Raw genomic sequence first — 18,981 nt, forward strand, 5'->3', positions numbered from 1 at the left:
GTCACCGCACCGGCGGCGCGTACATCAGGCCGCCGCGCGTCCACAGGTCGTTCAGCCCGCGGGAGAGGCCGATCGGCGTGTTGCGGCCGAGGTGGCGCTCGAAGATCTCGCCGTAATTCCCGACAGCCTTGATCGCGTTGTAGGCCCAGCGCCGATCGAGGCCCATGAACGGGCCGTGGTCGCCGCTGACGCCGAGCAGGCGGCGGATCTCCGGGCGCTGGCTGTTCAGCATCTCGTCCACGTTGGCCTGGGTGACGCCGAGTTCCTCGGCCTCGATCAGCGCGAAGATCGTCCAGCGCACGATGTCGAACCACTGGTCGTCGCCGTGTCGCACCGCGGGGCTCAGCGGCTCCTTCGAGATGATGTCGGGCAGCACGACGTGCTCCTCCGGACGCGGCAGCGCGCTGCGGATGCCGGCGAGCTGGGAGGCATCGGTGCTGAACGCGTCGCAGCGGCCGCTTTCATAGGCGATGCGCGTCTCGTCGTTCTGCTCGAAGACCACGGGGCGGATCTGCAAGCGGTTGCTGCGCGCCCAGTCCGCCAGGTTCAGCTCGTTCGTGGTGCCGGAGGTGACGCAGATGGAGGCGCCGTCGAGCTGGTTCGCCCGCGTCACGCCGGCGCTGCGCCGCACGAGGAAGCCCTGGCCGTCATAGAAGGTGACGGCGGTGAAGTTCAGGCCGTTGGTGGTGTCGCGCGACTGCGTCCAGGTGGTGGTGCGCGGCAGCAGGTCGATCTGCCCGGCCTGCAGCGCGGGCAGCCGCGCGGCGGAGGTCACCACGGTGAAGCGCACCTTGGAGGGATCGCCGAAGATCGCGGCGGCGACGGCGCGGCAGGTGTCGGCCTCGAGGCCCTGGTAGACGCCGCGGCTGTCTGTCACGCCGAAGCCGGGCGCGCCGGGATGCGCGCCGCAATCCACCACGCCCTTGGCGCGAGTGGAGGCGAGCGTCGGCCCGGCCGGCGCCATGGTCTGCGCCGCGGCTGGCAGGGCCAGCGCGAGCGCCGCGCCGGCTGCGATCAGGCTGCGTCGGATCATCTCTTCTCTCCCTGTTCCGTGGCGGCGCGTGCCGCCGCCCATTGCAGCGCCGCCACCGCGGCGAGCGTCGAGGCGCCCATGAGGAAGCGCGTCGTGTCGTCCAGCACATGCGCGAAGGCCGCGGCCATGCCCGCCGCGGCCGTCAGCACCCGCAAGGGCCAGCCGAGCGGGGCGAGCAGGAAGCCGGCATAGCTCGCGGTGATCAGCGTCAGCGCCGCCACCTGGATGGCGGTGGCGAGGCCGATGTCGAGCAGCGAGCCGCGCAGCATGATCCCGGGATCGTAGATGAAGGCGAAGCCCACGGTGAAGCCCGCGATGCCGAAGCGCGTGGCATGGATGCTGGTGATGGTGGGGCTCGCCTGGGCGATGGCCGCCGCGGCGAAGGCGGCGGCGGCGACCGGCGGCGTCGCATCGGCGATCACCGCGAAGTAGAAGGTGAAGAGATGCGCCTGCAGCGCGTCCACGCCGAGCGGCCGGCCGAGTTCCAGCACCAGCGGCACGCCGATGGCGGCGGCGATGATGTAGGCGGGCGTGGTCGGGATGCCGAGGCCGAGCACCAGCACCGTGAGCGCCAGCAGCACCAGCAGCAGGCCGAGATTGCCGCCCGCGAGCTGCTTGATGATGCCGCCGAAGGCCACGACCATGCCGGTGGCGGTCAGCGCGCTGATCACGATGCCCGCCCCCGCGATCGAGACCGCGAGCGGCGCCATGGTGAGGCCGGCATTGGCGAAGCTGTCGATGACGTCGCGCCAGGACATGCGCGTGCGCCGCTTCAGCATGGCGACCGCGACCATGGCGACGGTGGCGCAGAAGGCGGCGAAGTTGCCGGACCAGCGCTCCGTCATCAGCCAGACCAACAGGGCGATCGGCAGCACCAGATGCGCATCGGCCAGCACCTCCCGCCAGGCGGGGATGTCCTTCAGCGGCATCGGCGCGATGCCGAGCTTCTTCGCCTCGAAATGGACGGCCGCGAGAATGGCGAAGTAGTACAGCACCGCGCCGATCGCGGCCGCGACGATGATCTCGCCATAGGGAATGTTGGTGATCTCGGCCATCACGAAGGCGGCCGCACCCATCACCGGCGGCATCAGCGCGCCGCCGACGCTCGCCGCGCTCTCGATGCCGCCCGCGACCGCGGGGCGGTAGCCGATGCGCTTCATCAGCGGGATGGTCATCGCGCCGGTGGTGATGACGTTGGACACGGACGACCCGCTCATCGTCCCGAACAGGCCGGAGGTCACGACGGCGACCTTCGCCGGCCCGCCCGTGTAGCGGCCCGCGGCGGCGGCGCCGAGATTCGAGAACAGCCGCCCGGTGCCGCTGCCCTGCACGAAGGAGCCGAACAGGATGAAGACGGCGATCGTCGTGGCGACGATGCCCGTCAGCGGCCCGTAGACGCCACCCGCGGTCGGCACCAGCCAGGACGCCTCCACGATCTCGGCCGGCGTGAAGGGGCGCGCGTTGAAGATGCCGGGGATCAGATAGCCCCACTGCATGTAGGCGAGCGAGCCCGCGACCATCCAGGCGAGGCCGGGTTCCACCGCGCGGCGGATCGCCTCCAGCAGCGTGACGATGCAGGTGATGCCGAGCACCATCATCGTCGGCGTGAAGGGGTCCACGTATTCCATGCGGTCGGCGACCGCCATCCAGTTCCACATCACCCAGGCATGCGGCGCGGCGGAGGCCGCGGCCCAAAGCCAGTCGGGCACCGATGGGCGGTGGCGCGGCGAGGATTTCAGCGCGGGGTAGAGCAGGAACAGCAGCGGCGTGAAGATCAGCAGGTGGAAGCCGCGCATCTGGATCGGCTCGGGGAAGCCGAAGCCGCCGAAATAGAGATGGACCGCGGCGGCGGCCGCAGCCCAGCACCAGCATAGCCACTTGAGCGGCCCGGAGAATTCCCTCACGCCGTTGCACCCATCCCGCCGCTCGGCCCCGGCCTGCGCGCGGAGATGCGCCGCGCACGGATGAGCCGCTCTTCTGCTTCCGAAAGCGGGGGCCTCACCATGGCCCCCGCGACGACGCGCAGCGGCGTCGTGAGCCGCGCTACGCCGCCGGCATCACGCCGGCCTCGCGGAAGGCGCGCGCAGCGCCGGGATGCAGCGGCACGCCGTTGTAGCGCCAGGACGTCGCCGGGTTCCACGCGCCCATCGAGGCGTGGATCGCGACGAGGCGCTGACCGCGGTTCCGGATGAGCGTCCGCGTGATCCGGTAGGCCGCATCCTCGGACACGGAGGCGTGCACGAGGATCACGCTGTCCATCGTCGTGACCATCAGGTCGCGGTCCTGCAGCGTCGGATAGGTCGCGGCCGGCAGCGTCCCCTCGGCATAGGCGAAGGTGTCGATCAGGTGCTTGCGCACGTCGTCGGGGAAGCCGACGAGGCGCGAGGCCCGCCGGCCCTGGCCGATCTCCGTCAGGATCGCGGCGGGCTTGGCGAGCGCGGCGTAGAGATAGTCCACCTGCCCGTCGGCATAGGCCGCGGCGATATCCGCGTAGCTGCCGTTGAGGTAGCGCCCGCCCTCGGCCCGGATTCGGTCGGGCGAGGTGCCGAGGAAGCGCAGGATGCGCTGCAGCGTCATCTCGTCCGTGCTCGAGCGCTGCGGGCAGGCGATCTTGAGGCCGCGCTGCGTGAGGATGCCGCGCATGTCCTCCGGCCCCGAGCCCACGGCGCGGACCAGGTTGTGTTCGGTCGGGCTGTAGCCGGTGCCGAGGCTGCGCAGATTCTCATGCTTCGCGTTGTAGGGGTCTTCGCCCTTCGCGGCCGCGGCGGTGAAGGTGTCGATGCCCCAGCCGAGCGGCGACTGGTTGTTGTTGACGCGCGTCGAGTTCGCGAGGCCGCCGCCCGGGACGACGCGGATGCGGAGGTCCTGGTTCTCCTCGGCGATCAGCGCCGAGAGGCCGGCCGCCATGGTGTACCAGCCTCCGCCGACAGACCCAGCGACCCATTCGAGCGTCTGCTGCGCCTGCGCGGCGCGCAGGCCGGGCAGCGCGAGGGCGCCGGCGGCGCCGGCGGCGCCGAGCAAGGCGGCGCGGCGCGCGATGAACAGGGTCATGTTTCCTCTCCCAACCTTCCTCGGGCGAAGGATCATGACCAGCAACCACCCCGGCCGCAACCGCCGGGGCGTCACGCCACTGCGCGCGGCGGCCGCTCAGCTTCCGGCAAGGTAGGGCCGCGCCGCCTGGAAGGCCGCGCCGCAACCCGGCGCGGCATCGGCCAGCACCGCTTCCGGGCTGGTCGCGCCGGTCCAGGCACCGAGCGCGGTGCGCACCGCCCACCAGGGATCGGAACCGGCGCGGGCGACGAGCTGCGGCGCGGCCTGGGCGGCGCATTGCGCCACCTGCTGCACCACTGCCACCGGCGCGCGCGCGCCCTGCAGCTGCTCCGTCACCTGCGCCTGGATCGGGCCGAGCAGGAAGGTGGCGACGAGCCAGGCGATGAGGCCCTCGATCATGTCAGACGCTCCGCCGGCCGAAGGCGAGCGCCCAGCCCATGCCGGCGAGTGCCAGCATCGCGACGAGGGCGGTGGCGGCGCGCGAGGCGATGGCGGCGCCGGCTTCGCCCGCCAGCAGCGCAGGGACCTGCGGCAGGGCCGATCCGCCACCGGTCAGCGCGACCACGCAAAGCACCGCGCCAAGCGCCGCGGCGACGAAGGCGTTGCGCGCGAAGGAGGCGGCGAGCGCAAGCACGCCGAGGATGGCGGGGATCAGCGCGGTCCAGTGAACCGCGCCGGTCGGCAGCAGGTAGCCGGCCGCACCGATCGCAACCAGCACGACGCCCGTCATGCGCAGCACGCGCGCCACGCAGTTCACGTTCCACAGGGCTGCGCGCGCCATGGCGCCTCTCCTCCAGGTCGCGGCGAGGCCGCAAGGTGGAGGTCCGACATCGCGCATCGCAGGGAGGCGCCAGAGGGGCCCGGACCGTGGCGATGAAGGTGGCCCGTCTCGCGCCCGCTTCAAGCCCGCGGCGACGGGCCATGTTGCGCCGAAACGGGCGATGACGTCATGCTGCGCCAACCTTCCCTCCTCGAGGAACCCATGCGCCGCCGCACCCTGCTCTCCGGCCTCGCCGCCACCGCCGCCTCGCCCGCCATGCCCGCGCTGGCGCAGGGCACCGCCGCCACCACGCTGCGCTACATGCCGCAGGCCGATGTCACGGCCGTGGACCCGATGAGCACCACCAGCTATGGCGTGCGCAACCACGGCCACATGTGCTGGGACACGCTGTACGGCCCGGACGAGAACTTCGTCATGCGGCCGCAGCTCTGCGAAGGGCACGTGGTGGAGGATGACGGGCTGCGCTGGGTGTTCACGCTGCGCGAGGGCATCCGCTTCCACGACAACGAGCGCATCCGCGCGCAGGACGCCGTCGCCTCCATCACGCGCTGGTCGGCGCGGGACACGCTGGGCCAGACGCTGCGCGCGCGCACGGAGGAGATGCGCGCGCTGGACGACCGTCGCTTCGAGATCCGGCTGAAGCAGAAATTTGGCCCGATGCTGGAGGCGCTGGGCAAGCCCAGCAGCTATCCCTGCTTCGTCTTCCCCGAGCGCTTCGCGACGGTTGATCCCGCGCGCCCCTTCACCGAGGTGGTCGGCTCCGGCCCCTATCGCTGGGTGGCGGCGGAGCGGCTTTCCGGCGCGCGCGCGGTCTATCAGCGCTTCGAGGGCTATGTGCCGAACCCGCGGCCGCCGAGCCTGCTCGGCGGCGCGAAGATGGCGCATTTCGAGCGCGTGGTGTTCAACTGGATCCCCGATGCGGGCACTGTCGCCGCGGCGCTGCAGGCGGGCGAGATCGACATGTACGAGCAGGTGGCGCCCGACCTGCGGGACGTGCTGCAGCGGCATCGCGACATCGTCGTGGGCCGCATAGACCAGGGCGGCACGGTCGCGCATCTGCGCTTCAACCAGCTGCACCCGCCCTTCGATAATCCGGCGATCCGCCGCGCGCTGCTGCATTCGATCAACCAGGCGGACTTCATGAGCTCGATCATGGGGAACGACCGCAACCGCTGGTCGGACGGCATCGGCGCCTTCCCCACCTCCTCGCCGCTGTCGAACGACGAGGGGATCGCAGCGCTGATGGGACCGCGCAGCGTGGACCGCGCGAAGGACGCCATCCGCGCCGCCGGCTACAACAACGAGCGCGTGGTCGTGCTGCACCCGACGGACGTGGTGAACAACAACACGCTGACGACGGTGCTGACCGACGTGCTGAAGCGCAGCGGCCTGAATGCCGAGAGCGCGAACAGCGACTGGGCGACCGTGCTGCAGCGCCGCGCGCGGCAGGAGCCGGTCGCGCAGGGCGGGTGGAATGCGCTGATCGTGCTGTTCGGCGGCATCGACCTGGGCAATCCGGGCGTGCATCCGCTGCTGCGCGCCAATGGCAGGCAGGCCTGGTTCGGCTGGCCGACCAGCACCGGGCTCGAGGCGTTGCGCGAGGAATGGCTGGAGGCGCCGGACCTCGACGCGCAAAAGCGGATCGCGCGACGCATCCAGGCGACGTTGTGGCAGGACCTGCCCTACATCCCGCTCGGCCAGTACTTCATCGACGCCGCGTGGCGGCGCGACATCACGGGCCACCAGAAGGGCATGACGCTGCCGATCAACCTGCGCCGCGCGTGAGCGCAGGCGCGGCGGTTACCGTGAATTAACCCGCGCGCGCCGCTTTGCCGTTGCGCGCGCGGGTGGGCAGGAATAGAGCCCACGCCCGAGGAAGGCCGCCAGGGGCGGAATGCAGGCCCGTCGCGATCCACATCGCAGACACAGGGGCCCCGCCATGACCATTGCCGCCGTCCTCAAGCAGAAGGGCAACGCCGTCATCTCCGTCACGCCGGACACGCCGGTGGCGGAGGTCGCGCGCGTCATCGCGCAGCGGCGCATCGGCGCCGTGATGGTGCTGGACGCGCGCGGCGGCGTGCTCGGCATCGTCTCGGAGCGCGACATCGTGCGCGCACTCGCCACGCGCGCCAACGGCATCGAAGGGCAGCGCGCGGAGGACCTGATGACGCGGGAGGTCGTGATGGTCGGCCCGCATACGCCGGTGGACACCGCACTCCGCGTGATGGACGAGCACTACTTCCGCCATCTGCCCGTGGTGGACGGGTCGGGCCGGCTGCTCGGCCTCGTCAGCGTGCGCGACCTGGTGCGGCACCGCATCGCGCAGCAGGAGCAGGCGGTGGAGAGCCTGACCCACTACGTCACGCGCAGCTACATGCACTGAGCGGACAGGCGGTCGCCTGCGACAAAAAGCTTCCAACCAGGTGACAGAACCATTGCGGCGGCGGCCGCTGCACTGATATGCAGCGGTGCGTTGGGGAGCGCTGAGCCAAGACACGGCAGGGAGTCAGCCTCCATGAGCGTTTCGGTCGTCGCACCGCCCCCGACTGTACCCCTCTTCACGATCACCCCCGAGGAACCGGCGGCGGAAGCCGCCCGGCTCATCGCGGCAAGCCGCCTCGGCTCGGTGCCGGTGCAGGACCGGTCGGGCCGCGTCGTCGGCCTGGTCAGTGAGCACGACATCGTCCGCATCGTCGCCTCGCGCGCGATGGGGCTGCGCGGCCTTGCGGTCGCGGAGGTGATGTCGCCGGAAGCCGTGGCGATCGGGCCAGACACCTCCGCCGAGGCGGCGCTCTCGCTTATGCAGCAGCGCGGGCTGCGGCACCTGCCGCTCTGCACCGCCGATGGGCGGCTGCTCGGCGTGGTGGGCCTCGGCGATCTGGTCGGCGGGCGATAGGCGGCCCGAGGCTGCGGCCCCTCTCGCCGCCTTCCGTGACATTATAGGAATGTGAAGGCCGCCAACCTCAACCTATTCATGCTCGATTAATACTATTTCGAATCGACCGTTTCGCGTGCATCCCCTTACATAAGAGGCGCCGGAGGCAGTTGGGAGCTGCCGGCCGGCCTAGGGGAAGGCAGCAAGATGGACAGAAAGACGATGGGCCGGGCGAAACGCCCGGGCCGTTCCCGAAGGGTCGATCGCGCGCGGTGCCTCGGCCTCGCCGTGCTGGCGGCGGGCGGCTTCGGCGCCGGATCGCTGGCGGTGCCGCGGCCAGCGCAGGCGGGCGCGGTGCTGAGCTGGACCACGGTCGTGAACAACGGCGACCTCGTGCCCGGCAGCGACAGGGCCTTCAACAGCTACAGCCCGCCCTCCGTGAACAATGCGGCGCTCGTCGTGTTCCGCGCGCGCACCAGCGGCGGCCAGGCGCAGGGCGAGCCGATCACCGGCGTCTTCTCGCGCGACATGGCGACGGCCGGGCCGGTCGGCACCATCGTCCAGCGCAACCAGGTCGTGCCGCCGCCGAACAACACCGGCGCCACCTTCAACGAGTTTCCCGCCTTCGCCCGGATCGACGCGCGATCCGGCATGGCGGCGACGCGCGGCCAGTCGCAGCCGGTGTGGGAGGTCATCGACCAGAACACCGGCGAGACGCTGACGCGCGTCGGCACGGCCGGCATCTACGCCACGCCGAATGGCGGCGCGCTGGTCACCGGGATGAGCGGCGTCGGCGGCGTGCCCGGCTTCCCGCAGTTCCAGGTGCCGCCCGATGCGGCCGGCGCGACGGGCGTGAAGTTCGACCAGTTCCCCGGCGCACCCTCGGCCTTCGACGGGCAGTTCGTCGCCTTCAAGGGCAACTTCACGGCCGGCGGCACGGCGCAGACCGGCGTGTTCTACCGCGACACGCTGGGTGCCGGCGGGGCGGTGACCGTCGCGCATTCCGGCCAGGCGCTGCCGAATGGCGGCGGCGTCTTCGGCTCCACCGCGCCGCCGAGCGCGGCTTCGGGGCAGATCGTGTTCACCGGCCTCGACAACGAGGAGACGCCGACCGCGGGCGGCATCTATCACGCGCGCATCGGCCAGCCCGGGCTGAACACGCTGGTTTCCTTCGGCCAGGTGATCGCGGGCGTCACCGACGCGAACGGGCTGAACCGCATCGGCGAGGCCTTGTCCTTCGACGGCCGCCGCGTCGCCTTCTGGGGCGCATGGGGCACGGAGACGCGCACGGTCACGCTCACCTGCCCCACCGAAGGGCAGGCCGCGGTCGTCGCGGCGTGCAACACGCAGGCCGCGCAGGACGGCACGGATGACGGGAAGATCGACGTCGAGGTGCCGGTCAACCAGGGCATCTTCCAGGTGGACGTGCAGACCGGCGCGTTGAGCCTGGTGGCGCAGACCGGCGGCGAATTCGAGGACTTCCTGTTCTGGACCTTCTCGGGCCGCCCCTCCGGCGTCGGCGGCGGCGACGGCGGCGAGGAGTTCGAGGAACCGCGCTGGCGCTCCTCGGCCTTCCTTGCAAACGACCAGGGGCGGGTGGTGTTCAAGGCGTCGGAAGGCGATGCGAACCCGTTCGGTCTCTATCTCGACCGCGGCCTTGCCTTCGCGCCCGAGACCATCGTGGATTCGACGATGCTCGGCGATCTGCTCGACACCGCCGCGACGGACCTGCCGATCACCGCGCTGGCGCTGGAGCGCGACGGCTTCCGCAACGGGCGGCTCGCGATTTCGGCGAGCATGGCGAACGAGGAGGAGAGCTGGGCCGGCGTGTACCTGACCCAGATCCCGGTGCCGGAGCCCGGCACGCTCGGGTTGCTCGCCGGCGGGCTCGCGCTGCTCGGCGCGGCGCGGCGCCGTCGCGCGGGCTGATCCCGGGCGCAGGGGGGTGCCGCCCCCCCTGCACCCCCGGTCCTACGCGATGAGGAAGTCGCCCGCCGTGAGCGTCGGCTTGTTGGACAGCGTGGCGATGGTCACCGCACCGATGCCGCCGGTGCCGTCCGCATCCCAGTCCAGCACGCCGGTCGCCTTGGTGTAGACGAACTGCGGCGCGGCGGCCGTCGGCGCGTTGTTCGCGAAGTTCGCCGGGTTCAGCGCGCCCAGGCCGAGCGCGCCGAAGGCGGCGTTGGCGAAGACCAGCTTCTCGCTGCCGGCGACGAAATCCGTCAGCGTGTCGCCGCCCTCCGCCGGCGTCAGCCAGAGGAAGCGGTCGGTGCCGCCGCCGCCGGTCAGCGTGTCCGCGCCCGTGCCGCCCTCGATCGTGTCCGCGCCCTGGCCGCCCGAGATGCGATCCGCCTCGCCGAGGCCGCGCAGCAGGTTCGCACCGCTGTTGCCGTTCAGGACATTCGCCAGGGCATTGCCGGTGCCCGCGATGTCGGCGGTGCCCAGCAGCGAGAGATTTTCGACCGCGTTGGGCAGGGTGAAGCCGACATTGCTCAACACCGTGTCGGTGCCGGCATTCGCCAGCTCGATCACCACATCCGCGTCCACCAGCACATAGGTGTCGTCGCCGTTGCCGCCGTCGAGCCGGTCCACGCCCTCGCCGCCGACCAGGCTGTCCGCGCCCTCGCCGCCCTGCAGCGTGTCGTTGCCGGCGCCGCCGTTCAGCGTGTCATTGCCGTCGTAGCCCAGCAGGCGGTTGTTGCCGACATTGCCGAGGATGAAGTTGTCCTCGGCATTGCCGTCGCCGCGCACATTGGCGGTGCCGTTGAAGCGCAGCACCTCGATGTGGTCGGCGAGGGTGAAGGTGGCGTTGGCGACGACGGTGTCGTTGCCGCCGCCGGCCTGCTCGATCAGCACGTCGGTCGCGTCGATCAGGTAGAGGTCGTTGCCGCCGCCGCCTTCCAGCGTGTCCGCGCGGCCGCCGCCGAGCAGGACGTTCGCGGCGTCGTTGCCCGTGATGACGTTGCTCAGGTTGTTGCCGGTGCCGTCGATGGCGGCATCGCCAAGCAGCACCAGGTCCTCGAGATGCGCGCCGAGCGTCCAGGTGATCGTGGAGAAGACGGTGTCGAGGCCGGAATCGCGCGCCTCCGCCGGCTTGTCCGACGCGTCGTCCACGTCATAGGCGTCGTTGCCGGCGCCGCCGACCATGCTGTCCGCGCCAGGGCCGCCGACCAGGCTGTCGTCGCCCGCGCCGCCCACCAGCGTGTCGTTCTCGCTGCCGCCGTCGAGCGTATCGTTGCCGGTGCCGCCGAGCAGGCGGTCGGCGCCGGCCAGGCCCAGCACCTCGTCATTGCCGCCGAGCGCGTCGATGGTGTCGCCGGCCGCCGTGCCTTCGAGAGCGTCGTCGCCTGCCGTGGGGCCGCCCGTCGCGATGACTGTGTCGGCGAATTCGAGGAAGGCGATGCCGAGCAGCGTGTCGGCGCCTTCCGGCGCGCCGGCGCGCAGATCCGTCACCTGCAGGCGGCCGCCGCCGAGGTCGGTGACCGCGAAGTCGGCGGCGTTGCCGTCGAACACGGCGGTGTTGACGCCGGTGCCGCCATCGAGGCTGTCATTGCCCTGGCCACCCGCCAGCGTGTCGTCGCCCGCGCGGCCCTCCAGCACGTCGTTGCCCTCGGCGCCCGACAGGCGGTTGCCGGTGTCGGAGCCGCGCAGGGTGTCATTCGCTGTGCTGCCCTCGGCGTGCTCAAAGCCGAGAATGGTGTCCTCGTCGCCGGCGAAGTCGGTCGCCCGCTGGGCGGTGAGGTCGAGCGTCACGCCTTGCATCGGCAAGACGTTGCCTGCCTCGTTGGCAGCGTAGTTGGAACTGCCCGGCGCAAAGCCGAGAACGTAGCTGATGGTGTCCTCGCCAAGGCCGCCATCCACCGAATCGGCGCCGGCATTCGGCGACATCAGGTTGTCGCCGCCGTCGCCGATCAGGGTGTCGTCACCGAAGCTGGCGGCGACTGCCTCGAAACCGACGATCGTGTCGATGTCGCCGCCAAGGTCCGTCGCGCGCTGCGTGGCCAGGTTGACGACCACCCCGCCCACATCCGCGCCGGTATAGCTGACGATGTCGAAGCCGCCGCCGGCATCCACGCTGTCGGCACCGCCGGAGGGAAAGAACCACTCATCCTCCGCGGCGCCGAGCAGCGTGTCGTCGTGATCGCCGAACATGAAGAGGCCGCGGATGTCCACCAGCGTGTCCGTGTCGCCGAACCGATCCAGCGCAGTGCCAGCAGCGAGATCGATGAACATCCCGGTATTCTGGTCGGCGTAGTCGGCCCGGACGTATTCGCCGGGAATGCCGATCAGCAGATCGTCGCCCGCGCCGCCGCGCAGGTTGCTGGGCGCGCGGCCGCCCGATGCGGCACCTGAGAGCGTATCGTCATGGCTGCTGCCGACGACATTCTCGATGGAGACGAGAGTATCCTGCCCTCCCTCGCCATCCTGAGCTGTACCGGCGGCAAGGTCCACGTCGACGCCGGAGCCTGCGTTCGAGTATTCGGCCGTGTCGATGCCGTCACCGCCATCGAGGCTGTCGTCGCCCCCTCGGCCGTTGAAGCTGTTCGACGCCGGCCCTCCGGTGATCGTGTCGGCGAGCGAGGTGCCGGTGACGCGCTCGATGTTGAAGAGCAGGTCGGTGTTGCCCCAGGGATCCACGGCCGTGCCAGCCACCAGATCCACCACGATGCCCTGTGGCACGGCCGGGGGAAGCACACTGCCGCTGCTGAGCGTGGTGTAGGTGACGCGGTCGGCCCCGCCGCCGCCGTCGATCGTGTCGGCGCCGCTGTAGGGCTGGAAGGTCTCGGCTGCGTCGCTGCCAATGATGCTGTCGCCCGCGAGGCTGCCGCGCACAGCCTCGAAGCCCCTGACCGTGTCGGCGCCGCCTTCCCCATCCTGCACGATGCCGGTGGCAAGGTTGGCGACGATGCCGTTCGGCGACTGGGTGTAGTCCAGTTCGTCGAAGGTGCCGCCGCGGCCATCCATGGAATCATTGCCGCCGCGGCCGCGGAAGCGATCGTTGGTGTCCGCGCCCAGCAGCGTGTCGCCGAAGTCGGTGCCCCGGACGGCATTGATGTTAACCAGCTTGTCGGTGAAGCCGAAGCCATCCGTAGCGTCGCCGGTGGCCAGGTCCACAAGCACGCCCTCGGTGACGCCGAAGACGCGGTAGTCCACCAGGATGGCGCCCGTCGGCGTCGGCGTGCCGATGATGGTGTCGGCGCCGCCAAAGCCACGGATCTGGATGCCGGTGGCGGTATCCACCGAGAGCGCCTCTATCCGGTCGCCACCCGCGGTGCCGTCCAGCGCGTCGATGCCGGAGAGCGTATCAGCGCCCAGCGCACTGGTGACAGTGGCGTTCTGGCCGTCCGCGCCGGACTGGATCGTGGCCTGGATCGGCCCGGTGTCGCCGTTGTAGCTGGCGGTGTCGAAGCCGGGGCCGCCGAAGACGCGATCGTCGCCGTCGAAGGGGCGGAGGAAGTCGTCGCCATTGCCGCCGTCGAGCGTGTCCGCGCCGAAGCCGCCGAACAGGCGGTCGGCACCGTCGCGGCCGAGCAGGGAGTCGGCGCCGGCATCGCCGAACAGGCTGTCGGCGCCGATGGAGCCGAGGATGGTGTCATCGGCGATGCTGCCATTGACGCTCTCGAAGCCGACGATGCTGTCGGTGTCGCCCCAGTTGTCAGTGCCCGTTCCGGCGAGCAGGTCCACCACCACGCCCTGGATGGTCGCGGCGTCGGACGCGCTGGTGGACGCGTAGGACAGCGTGTCATTGCCGGCGTCGCCCTGCAGGGAATCGTTGCCGGAGTTGCCGGCGATATTATCGTTGTCCTCGTTGCCGAGGATGGTGTCGGCGGCGCCGCCGCCCCGCAGCGTGTCGGCCCCCGGACCGCCAATCAGGCTGTCCGTGCCTGCCTGGCCGATCAGGCTGTCGGCACCGGCCGCGCCGTCCAACGTGTCGTCGCCGTCGCCGCCGGCGACGGAGTCGCCGAAGCCGGAGCCGATGATGCTGTCGTTGCCGCTGGTGGTGAGCCAGAGTCGCTGGTCGCTGAAGCCGACCGCCTCCATCCCCGTGAGCGTGTCGGCGCCGTCCGGCCCGACCACCGTCCAGACACCGCCGCCGAGGCTGGTGATCGTGGAATTCGCACGCGGACTGTTGTAGGCAGCGAGATCGGAGCCCGAACCGCCGAGCAGCGAGTCATTGCCGCCGCCGCCGTTGAGCGTGTCGTTGCCGCCATTGCCGGAGAGCGTGTCCGCGCCGTCGCGGCCGAAGAAGCCCTCGCCGGTATCGCCGCCTACCATGAGGTCGGCGAAGGTGCCGCCGAAAATCTGCTCGATGCCGCTCAGCGTGTCGCGGCCGCCCCAGCCATCCCGCACGGTGCCGGGCGCGATGACGCCGGCTGCGACGACGAGCGGCGCCGCACCGAGATTGACGATGAGCGGGAGCGTCTGCGGGCCGGCGCTGTCGAATGTGTCGTCGAAGTAGTCGACCGAGTCGACGCCGTCGCCGCCGTCGACGCTGTCATCGCCGCTGCCCGGAAGGATGTTGTCGTTGCCCCCGGCCGCAGCGATGGTGTCGTTCCCTCCGCGTCCGAAGACATAGCCGCCCAGGTCTGTTCCGGTGATCAGGTCGCCAAAATTCGCGCTGCCATGGACGTTCTCGATGCCGATGAGGGAGTCGGCACCCAGGCCGCCACCGACCGCAGTTCCGGCGGCGAGATCGATCGTCATCGCGCCGGCAGCGTCCTCATAGAAGGCAACGTCGCTTCCCGGTCCGCCATCGAGCGTGTCGTTGCCAATCCCGCCGGTGAGCCAATCGTTGCCTGCTGCCCCAGCAAGCGAGTCGTCGCCGTCGTTGCCGAACAGCGTGTCGTTGCCGGGGCTGCCCTGCAGGGTATCGGCGCCGCTGGCACCGCTGATGAAGCCGGCGAGGCCGGCGATCTCGCCCGGCAGGAAGTTCTGAAGGACCAGGGCCTGGTCGTTTGCGGTATCCACGAAGGCGGCGAAATCCCCGGCGCCGAGGGTGCCGTTCCGGTCGAAGTCGAAAACGAGCCAGCCATCGCCGCCGACCCGCGGCACCCAATAGCCGATGATCGCGCCGGTGACGGCGCCGCCAGGCAGCGCGAGGCCCGCCGCCAGGGCCGCCTGGGCCGGCGGTGCCCCGACGAACCAGTAGAAGGGCAGCGTGTTGCCGGCGAAGCCGAATTCGATCTGCAGCCGGTCGCCCGCGGCACCGTCGAAGCCGACGATTCTGTCCATCGCACCGAGCGAGGAGCCACCGATATCGGCGTAGAGATACATCGTGTCGGCGCCGGTGCCGCCGACCAGCGTGTCGGCGCCGGCAGCGCCTTCTAGCCAGTCGTCGCCGATGCCGCCGACCAGGTATTGGCCGTTGTCGCTGCCATAGAGCGAGTCGTTGCCCGATCCGCCGTCGAGCGTGCTGCCATTGGCGAAGGAGCTGTTGAGGGCGTCGTCGCCGCCTCCGCCGGCCAGCGAGTCGGCGCCGTCAGGACCGCCGAAGATCTGGTCCGCGCCGGCGGTGGCGAAGGGGCCATTCAGCGTGTCGGTCGAGTTGTACGAGTCGGTGATCGTGTCGGCGCCCACCGTGCCGAAGATGATCGCCATGGCTGCCGGCCTCGCAATGTAATGCCCGATTAACAGATAGCCATGTTCGCTCCGTACAAGCAACGTCCCGCTGGTTGCCGAACGCCACCAAAACCATGCTCTTTGGTTGTATTCAGCAGGGCTCCGCCCGGAACACCCGGCTCGGCGTGACGAATTCCTCCTGCGCGGCCACGGTCAGGATCTCGCGGCTGCCGGCCTCCGACGTCCGGCGCAGCAGGCCGTAGATGGAGGAGGCGGCGGCGGAGAGCGCGACGCGCGCCTCGCCCCAGCGCAGGCGGTGGAACAGGAACAACGCGGCGATGGCGTCGCCCGCGCCGTTGACGGAGAGCGGCAGCATGGGCGTGCGGAGGCGCCAGAACTCGCCGCCCTCCCCAGCCAGCAGCTCGATCGAGCCTTCCGGCGTCTCCGCCGTGCGCAGCGAGGTCACCAGCACGCAGCGCGGGCCGGTGGCCTGCAGGGCGGCGATGGCGGCCTTGGCGCCGGCCAGGTCGCGCACCTCGCGACCCGTCAGCCATTCCAGCTCGAACTGGTTGGGGGTGATGATGTCGGCGGCGGGCACCGCGCGGTCGCGCATGAATTCGGGGATGCCGGGGCGCACGAAGACGCCGCGGCCGACATCGCCGATCACCGGGTCGCAGCAATACATCGCAGCCGGGTTCGCCGCCTTGACGCGCGCGGCGGCGGCCAGGATCGCCTCCCCGATCTCGGCCGCACCCATGTAGCCGGAGAGCACGGCGTCGCAGCGCGGCAGCGCGCCGCGCTCGGCGATGCCCTCGACCAGCTCATGGATCAGCTCGGCGCCGAAGACGCTGCCGCGCCAGGCGCCGTAGCCGGTGTGGTTGGAGAACTGCACGGTGTTCACCGCCCAGACCTCGGCGCCCAGGCGCTGCAGCGGGAAGACCGCGCTGGCATTGCCGACATGGCCGTAGCTGACCCAGGACTGGATGGAGAGGATGTTGAGCGGACGCCCGGCGTCCGAGGGCGAAGTCGCCTGGTTCACGCGCCACGATCCCTGGCTGGACGGTAGCGGGACGCTAGGCCCGGGGGTGCGGCCGGGCAACCCGGTTGCGCCCTGCCCGCCCCTCCCCTATACGCGCCGCTTCCGTGCCTGCCGGTCGCCGTCGGCGGGCCCATTCTGCGTGAGCGCGATCATGAAGCCCGACATCCACCCCGAATACCACGAGATCAACGTCATCATGACCGATGGCAGCGCGTTCAAGACGCGGTCCTGCTGGGGCAAGGAAGGCGACACGCTGCGCCTCGACATCGACCCGAAGTCGCACCCGGCCTGGACCGGCCAGCAGCGCGTGGTGGACACGGGCGGCCAGATCGCGAAGTTCAACAAGAAGTTCGCCGGCATCGGCGTGAAGAAGTAAGGCGCGCCGCGCCACCCCGGGGGGCGTCGTTCCGCCCCCCTTGAAGCGCGGGTTCCCGCTCGCCAAGTCGTGGTCGCTGGGCGTGCCCGATCGGGGCGTCCGGCGCGGACCGGAAGGCTCGCCCGTTCTCGGGGGGCCGCAGATCCCGGGCCGCAACGCCATCGAGCTTGCTGAACGAGGAGCTCCACTGATGAACGCTTTCGACGTTTCCCCGCTGATGCGCGCCGCCATCGGCTTCGACCGCATGGCCCGCCTGGTCGAGACGGCCCGCGCCGCCTCCGAGGGCCCGTCCTACCCGCCCTACAACATCGAGAAGACCGCCGAGGACGCCTATGTCCTGACCATGGCGGTGGCCGGCTTCGGCCCGAACGACATCGAACTGACGGTGCATGAGAACACGCTGACGGTCGCCGGCAAGGCACCGCAGCCCGCCGAGCAGGGCCGCGTGCTGTACCGCGGCATCGCCGGCCGCGCCTTCGAGCGTCGCTTCGTGCTGGCCGACCATATCGTGGTGGATGGTGCGGATCTCGAGAACGGCCTGCTGCATGTCTCGCTGAAGCGCGTGGTGCCGGAGGCGCTGAAGCCCCGCCGGATCCAGATCCAGGGCGCCGCGCCGAAGGTGATCGAGGCCAACGAGCAGGCGCAGCCGGCCCAGGCCGCGTAGGCCTGCCCGATCGGGCCCGACCCGGAGCCGGCGGAGCGATCCGCCGGCTTTTTTCGTTTCGCGCACAGTGGCCCCCTCCCCGCCCTCCCCCGCACAGCGGGGGAGGGAGAAGAAAGAACGCACGTCACCAAGCCCTCCCCCGCAGTGCGGGGGAGGGTTGGGAGGGGGCACGCTACCGGAAGTCTCGGCCGAGCCGTTCCCTCAGATGGCGTGAAATATCCTCGAGCACGCCCTCCAGATTCCCCAGCACGTCGTTGTTCCAATATCGAAGCACCAGCCAGCCCGCCGCGGAGAGCGCAGCGTCGCGCCGTGCATCCCGGGCGCCGCCGTGCTGGCCGCCGTCCACCTCCACGATCACCAGAGCCTCGACACAGGCAAAATCCACGACATAGGGGGGCACAGGATGCTGCCGGCGGAATCGCGCGCCGAGGGCGTCGCGCCGCAACGCCGCCCAGAGCCTGGCTTCGGCATCGGTGCCGGCGCCGCGAAGGCCGCGCGCCCGCGCGATCAGCGCGCGCGGCGTCCAGCCCCGTCCGTCCGCCCCGCTCACCCCGGCTTGCGGAAGAAAAGATCCGCGGCGGCCTTGGTGGCGTCGCGCTTGGCGATCTCGCGCTCGGCGCGGGCGATCTCCTCGCGCAGCTCGGCGATATAGGCGCGCAGTTCCTCCACCCCCCAGCGGTCGATCACCGGCGGCTGGAAGCGGTTGGCGGGGCGCGGGCCCTCGGGTTCCTCCATCTCCTATCCCCCTCGCATCCTTGGGCTTTGACCAGGCAACATACGGTCCTTATATCCCAACCCGACGAGGCGGGGGCGCCTCGGCGGGCGTGTGGCTCGCCCGCGGCCCGGCCATGCCCTGACGACAACCGAGGCCAGGAAGCGAAGACGCGACCGATGAAGACGCCGCTGATGCCGAAGGCCACCGCCGTGTGGCTGATCGACAAGACCTCCCTTTCCTTCGACCAGATCGCCGACTTCGTCGGCATGCACCCGCTGGAGGTGCAGGCGATCGCGGATGGCGAGGTGGCGCAGGGCATCGTCGGCTACGACCCGATCGCCAACGGCCAGCTCGCGCGGGAGGAGATCGGCAAGGGCGAGGCCGATCCCAGCTACCGCCTGCAACTGCTGGACAGCGCGATCCCGCTGCCCAAGGCGCGCGGCAAGGGCGCCCGCTACATCCCCGTGGCGAAGCGCAACGAACGCCCGGACGCCATCGCCTGGCTGCTGCGGAACTTCCCGCAGCTCTCGGACCCGCAGGTCGTCAAGCTGCTCGCCACCACGAAGGAGACGATCCAGAAGGTGCGAGACAAGACGCATCCGAACACCGCGAACATCAAGCCGCGGGACCCGGTGACGCTCGGCCTCTGCACCCAGACCGCGCTGAACGAGGCGGTGGCGGCGGCGAATGCGCGCACCGGCGCGACCAACACCACGCCGATCATGCCGGCGGACGACGCGGCCTGACGTTCCTGGTCGGGGCCTAGGTCCTGAACCCAAAGTCCTTGCTGCGACGCGACGCGATCTGATTCACCGTCGGAGTTGACGGGGGATAGGGGCATGTCGCGGTTCGATTTGAGCGAGGCGGAGTGGCGGATCATCGAGCCG

The 18,981-nt window shown here is 70.7% G+C and carries 16 protein-coding genes; 7 read left to right on the forward strand and 9 right to left on the reverse strand.

Translation table 11 applies throughout. The annotated features are described in order from the left end of the window. Nucleotide 1 precedes the first annotated feature (1 nt). The 5 genes from DFH01_RS16795 to DFH01_RS16815 all read right to left on the reverse strand — a co-directional run bounded on the left by DFH01_RS16795 (nt 2) and on the right by DFH01_RS16815 (nt 4,865). Nucleotides 2-1,033, reverse strand: a complete 1,032-nt coding sequence (locus tag DFH01_RS16795; RefSeq protein ID WP_109871578.1) for an amino acid ABC transporter substrate-binding protein — start codon at nt 1,031-1,033, stop codon at nt 2-4. Then, nucleotides 1,030-2,937, reverse strand: a complete 1,908-nt coding sequence (locus DFH01_RS16800; RefSeq protein WP_109871579.1) for a TRAP transporter permease — start codon at nt 2,935-2,937, stop codon at nt 1,030-1,032. Before DFH01_RS16800 ends, DFH01_RS16795 begins: the two co-directional genes overlap by 4 nt. Before the next feature lie 139 nt (nt 2,938-3,076). Then, entirely contained in the window at nt 3,077-4,084 is a 1,008-nt protein-coding gene (locus tag DFH01_RS16805) for a TAXI family TRAP transporter solute-binding subunit (protein ID WP_158287793.1), read from the reverse strand. Nucleotides 4,085-4,180: 96 nt separating this feature from the next. Next, the gene (locus tag DFH01_RS16810; protein WP_109871581.1) at nt 4,181-4,483 is read right to left on the reverse strand and encodes a hypothetical protein; all 303 of its coding nucleotides are present in this window, start codon (nt 4,481-4,483) and stop codon (nt 4,181-4,183) included. A gap of 1 nt (nt 4,484) precedes the next feature. Continuing rightward, complete coding sequence (locus DFH01_RS16815) at nt 4,485-4,865, reverse strand: hypothetical protein (RefSeq protein ID WP_109871582.1); 381 nt, start codon at nt 4,863-4,865, stop codon at nt 4,485-4,487. A 201-nt stretch (nt 4,866-5,066) separates the two neighbouring features. On the opposite strand from DFH01_RS16815, the gene DFH01_RS16820 reads away from it, so the two are divergent. From DFH01_RS16820 to DFH01_RS16835, 4 genes are all read left to right on the forward strand, one after another. Then, nucleotides 5,067-6,650, forward strand: a complete 1,584-nt coding sequence (locus DFH01_RS16820) for an ABC transporter substrate-binding protein (RefSeq protein ID WP_109871583.1) — start codon at nt 5,067-5,069, stop codon at nt 6,648-6,650. 154 nt (nt 6,651-6,804) lie between these two features. After that, on the forward strand, nt 6,805-7,248 hold the full coding sequence (locus DFH01_RS16825) for a CBS domain-containing protein (protein WP_109871584.1): 444 nt from the start codon (nt 6,805-6,807) through the stop codon (nt 7,246-7,248). 132 nt (nt 7,249-7,380) lie between these two features. Further along, nucleotides 7,381-7,761 (forward strand): CBS domain-containing protein, encoded by a 381-nt coding sequence (locus DFH01_RS16830; protein WP_109871585.1) that lies wholly within the window; start codon nt 7,381-7,383, stop codon nt 7,759-7,761. A 186-nt stretch (nt 7,762-7,947) separates the two neighbouring features. Then, nucleotides 7,948-9,669: a PEP-CTERM sorting domain-containing protein gene (locus tag DFH01_RS16835; protein ID WP_109871586.1), complete on the forward strand. Its 1,722-nt coding sequence runs from the start codon at nt 7,948-7,950 to the stop codon at nt 9,667-9,669. Nucleotides 9,670-9,711: 42 nt separating this feature from the next. Here the strand turns inward: DFH01_RS16835 and DFH01_RS16840 are convergent, their stop codons facing one another. Next, nucleotides 9,712-15,339, reverse strand: coding sequence for a calcium-binding protein (locus DFH01_RS16840; RefSeq protein ID WP_109871587.1), 5,628 nt, complete (start codon nt 15,337-15,339; stop codon nt 9,712-9,714). A 112-nt stretch (nt 15,340-15,451) separates the two neighbouring features. Next, complete coding sequence (gene pdxY / locus DFH01_RS16845) at nt 15,452-16,339, reverse strand: pyridoxal kinase PdxY (protein WP_109871588.1); 888 nt, start codon at nt 16,337-16,339, stop codon at nt 15,452-15,454. Between the two features lie 151 nt (nt 16,340-16,490). Between pdxY and rpmE the strand changes: the two genes are divergently transcribed. Together rpmE and DFH01_RS16855 are read left to right on the forward strand one after the other, a co-directional pair. After that, nucleotides 16,491-16,715: a 50S ribosomal protein L31 gene (gene rpmE / locus DFH01_RS16850; protein WP_109871677.1), complete on the forward strand. Its 225-nt coding sequence runs from the start codon at nt 16,491-16,493 to the stop codon at nt 16,713-16,715. Nucleotides 16,716-16,905: 190 nt separating this feature from the next. Further along, complete coding sequence (locus DFH01_RS16855) at nt 16,906-17,379, forward strand: Hsp20 family protein (RefSeq protein WP_109871589.1); 474 nt, start codon at nt 16,906-16,908, stop codon at nt 17,377-17,379. A gap of 172 nt (nt 17,380-17,551) precedes the next feature. Here the strand turns inward: DFH01_RS16855 and DFH01_RS16860 are convergent, their stop codons facing one another. Next, nucleotides 17,552-17,929, reverse strand: a complete 378-nt coding sequence (locus DFH01_RS16860) for an endonuclease domain-containing protein (protein WP_109871590.1) — start codon at nt 17,927-17,929, stop codon at nt 17,552-17,554. After that, nucleotides 17,926-18,114 (reverse strand): DUF1192 domain-containing protein, encoded by a 189-nt coding sequence (locus DFH01_RS16865; protein ID WP_109871591.1) that lies wholly within the window; start codon nt 18,112-18,114, stop codon nt 17,926-17,928. Before DFH01_RS16865 ends, DFH01_RS16860 begins: the two co-directional genes overlap by 4 nt. 156 nt (nt 18,115-18,270) lie before the next feature. On the opposite strand from DFH01_RS16865, the gene DFH01_RS16870 reads away from it, so the two are divergent. Further along, nucleotides 18,271-18,840 carry a DUF1013 domain-containing protein gene (locus DFH01_RS16870; protein ID WP_109871592.1) on the forward strand — a complete coding sequence of 190 codons (570 nt, stop codon included), beginning with the start codon at nt 18,271-18,273 and terminating at the stop codon, nt 18,838-18,840. Nucleotides 18,841-18,981 lie beyond the last annotated feature (141 nt).

The organism is Falsiroseomonas bella, from assembly GCF_003173615.1.
Taxonomy (GTDB): domain Bacteria; phylum Pseudomonadota; class Alphaproteobacteria; order Acetobacterales; family Acetobacteraceae; genus Falsiroseomonas; species Falsiroseomonas bella.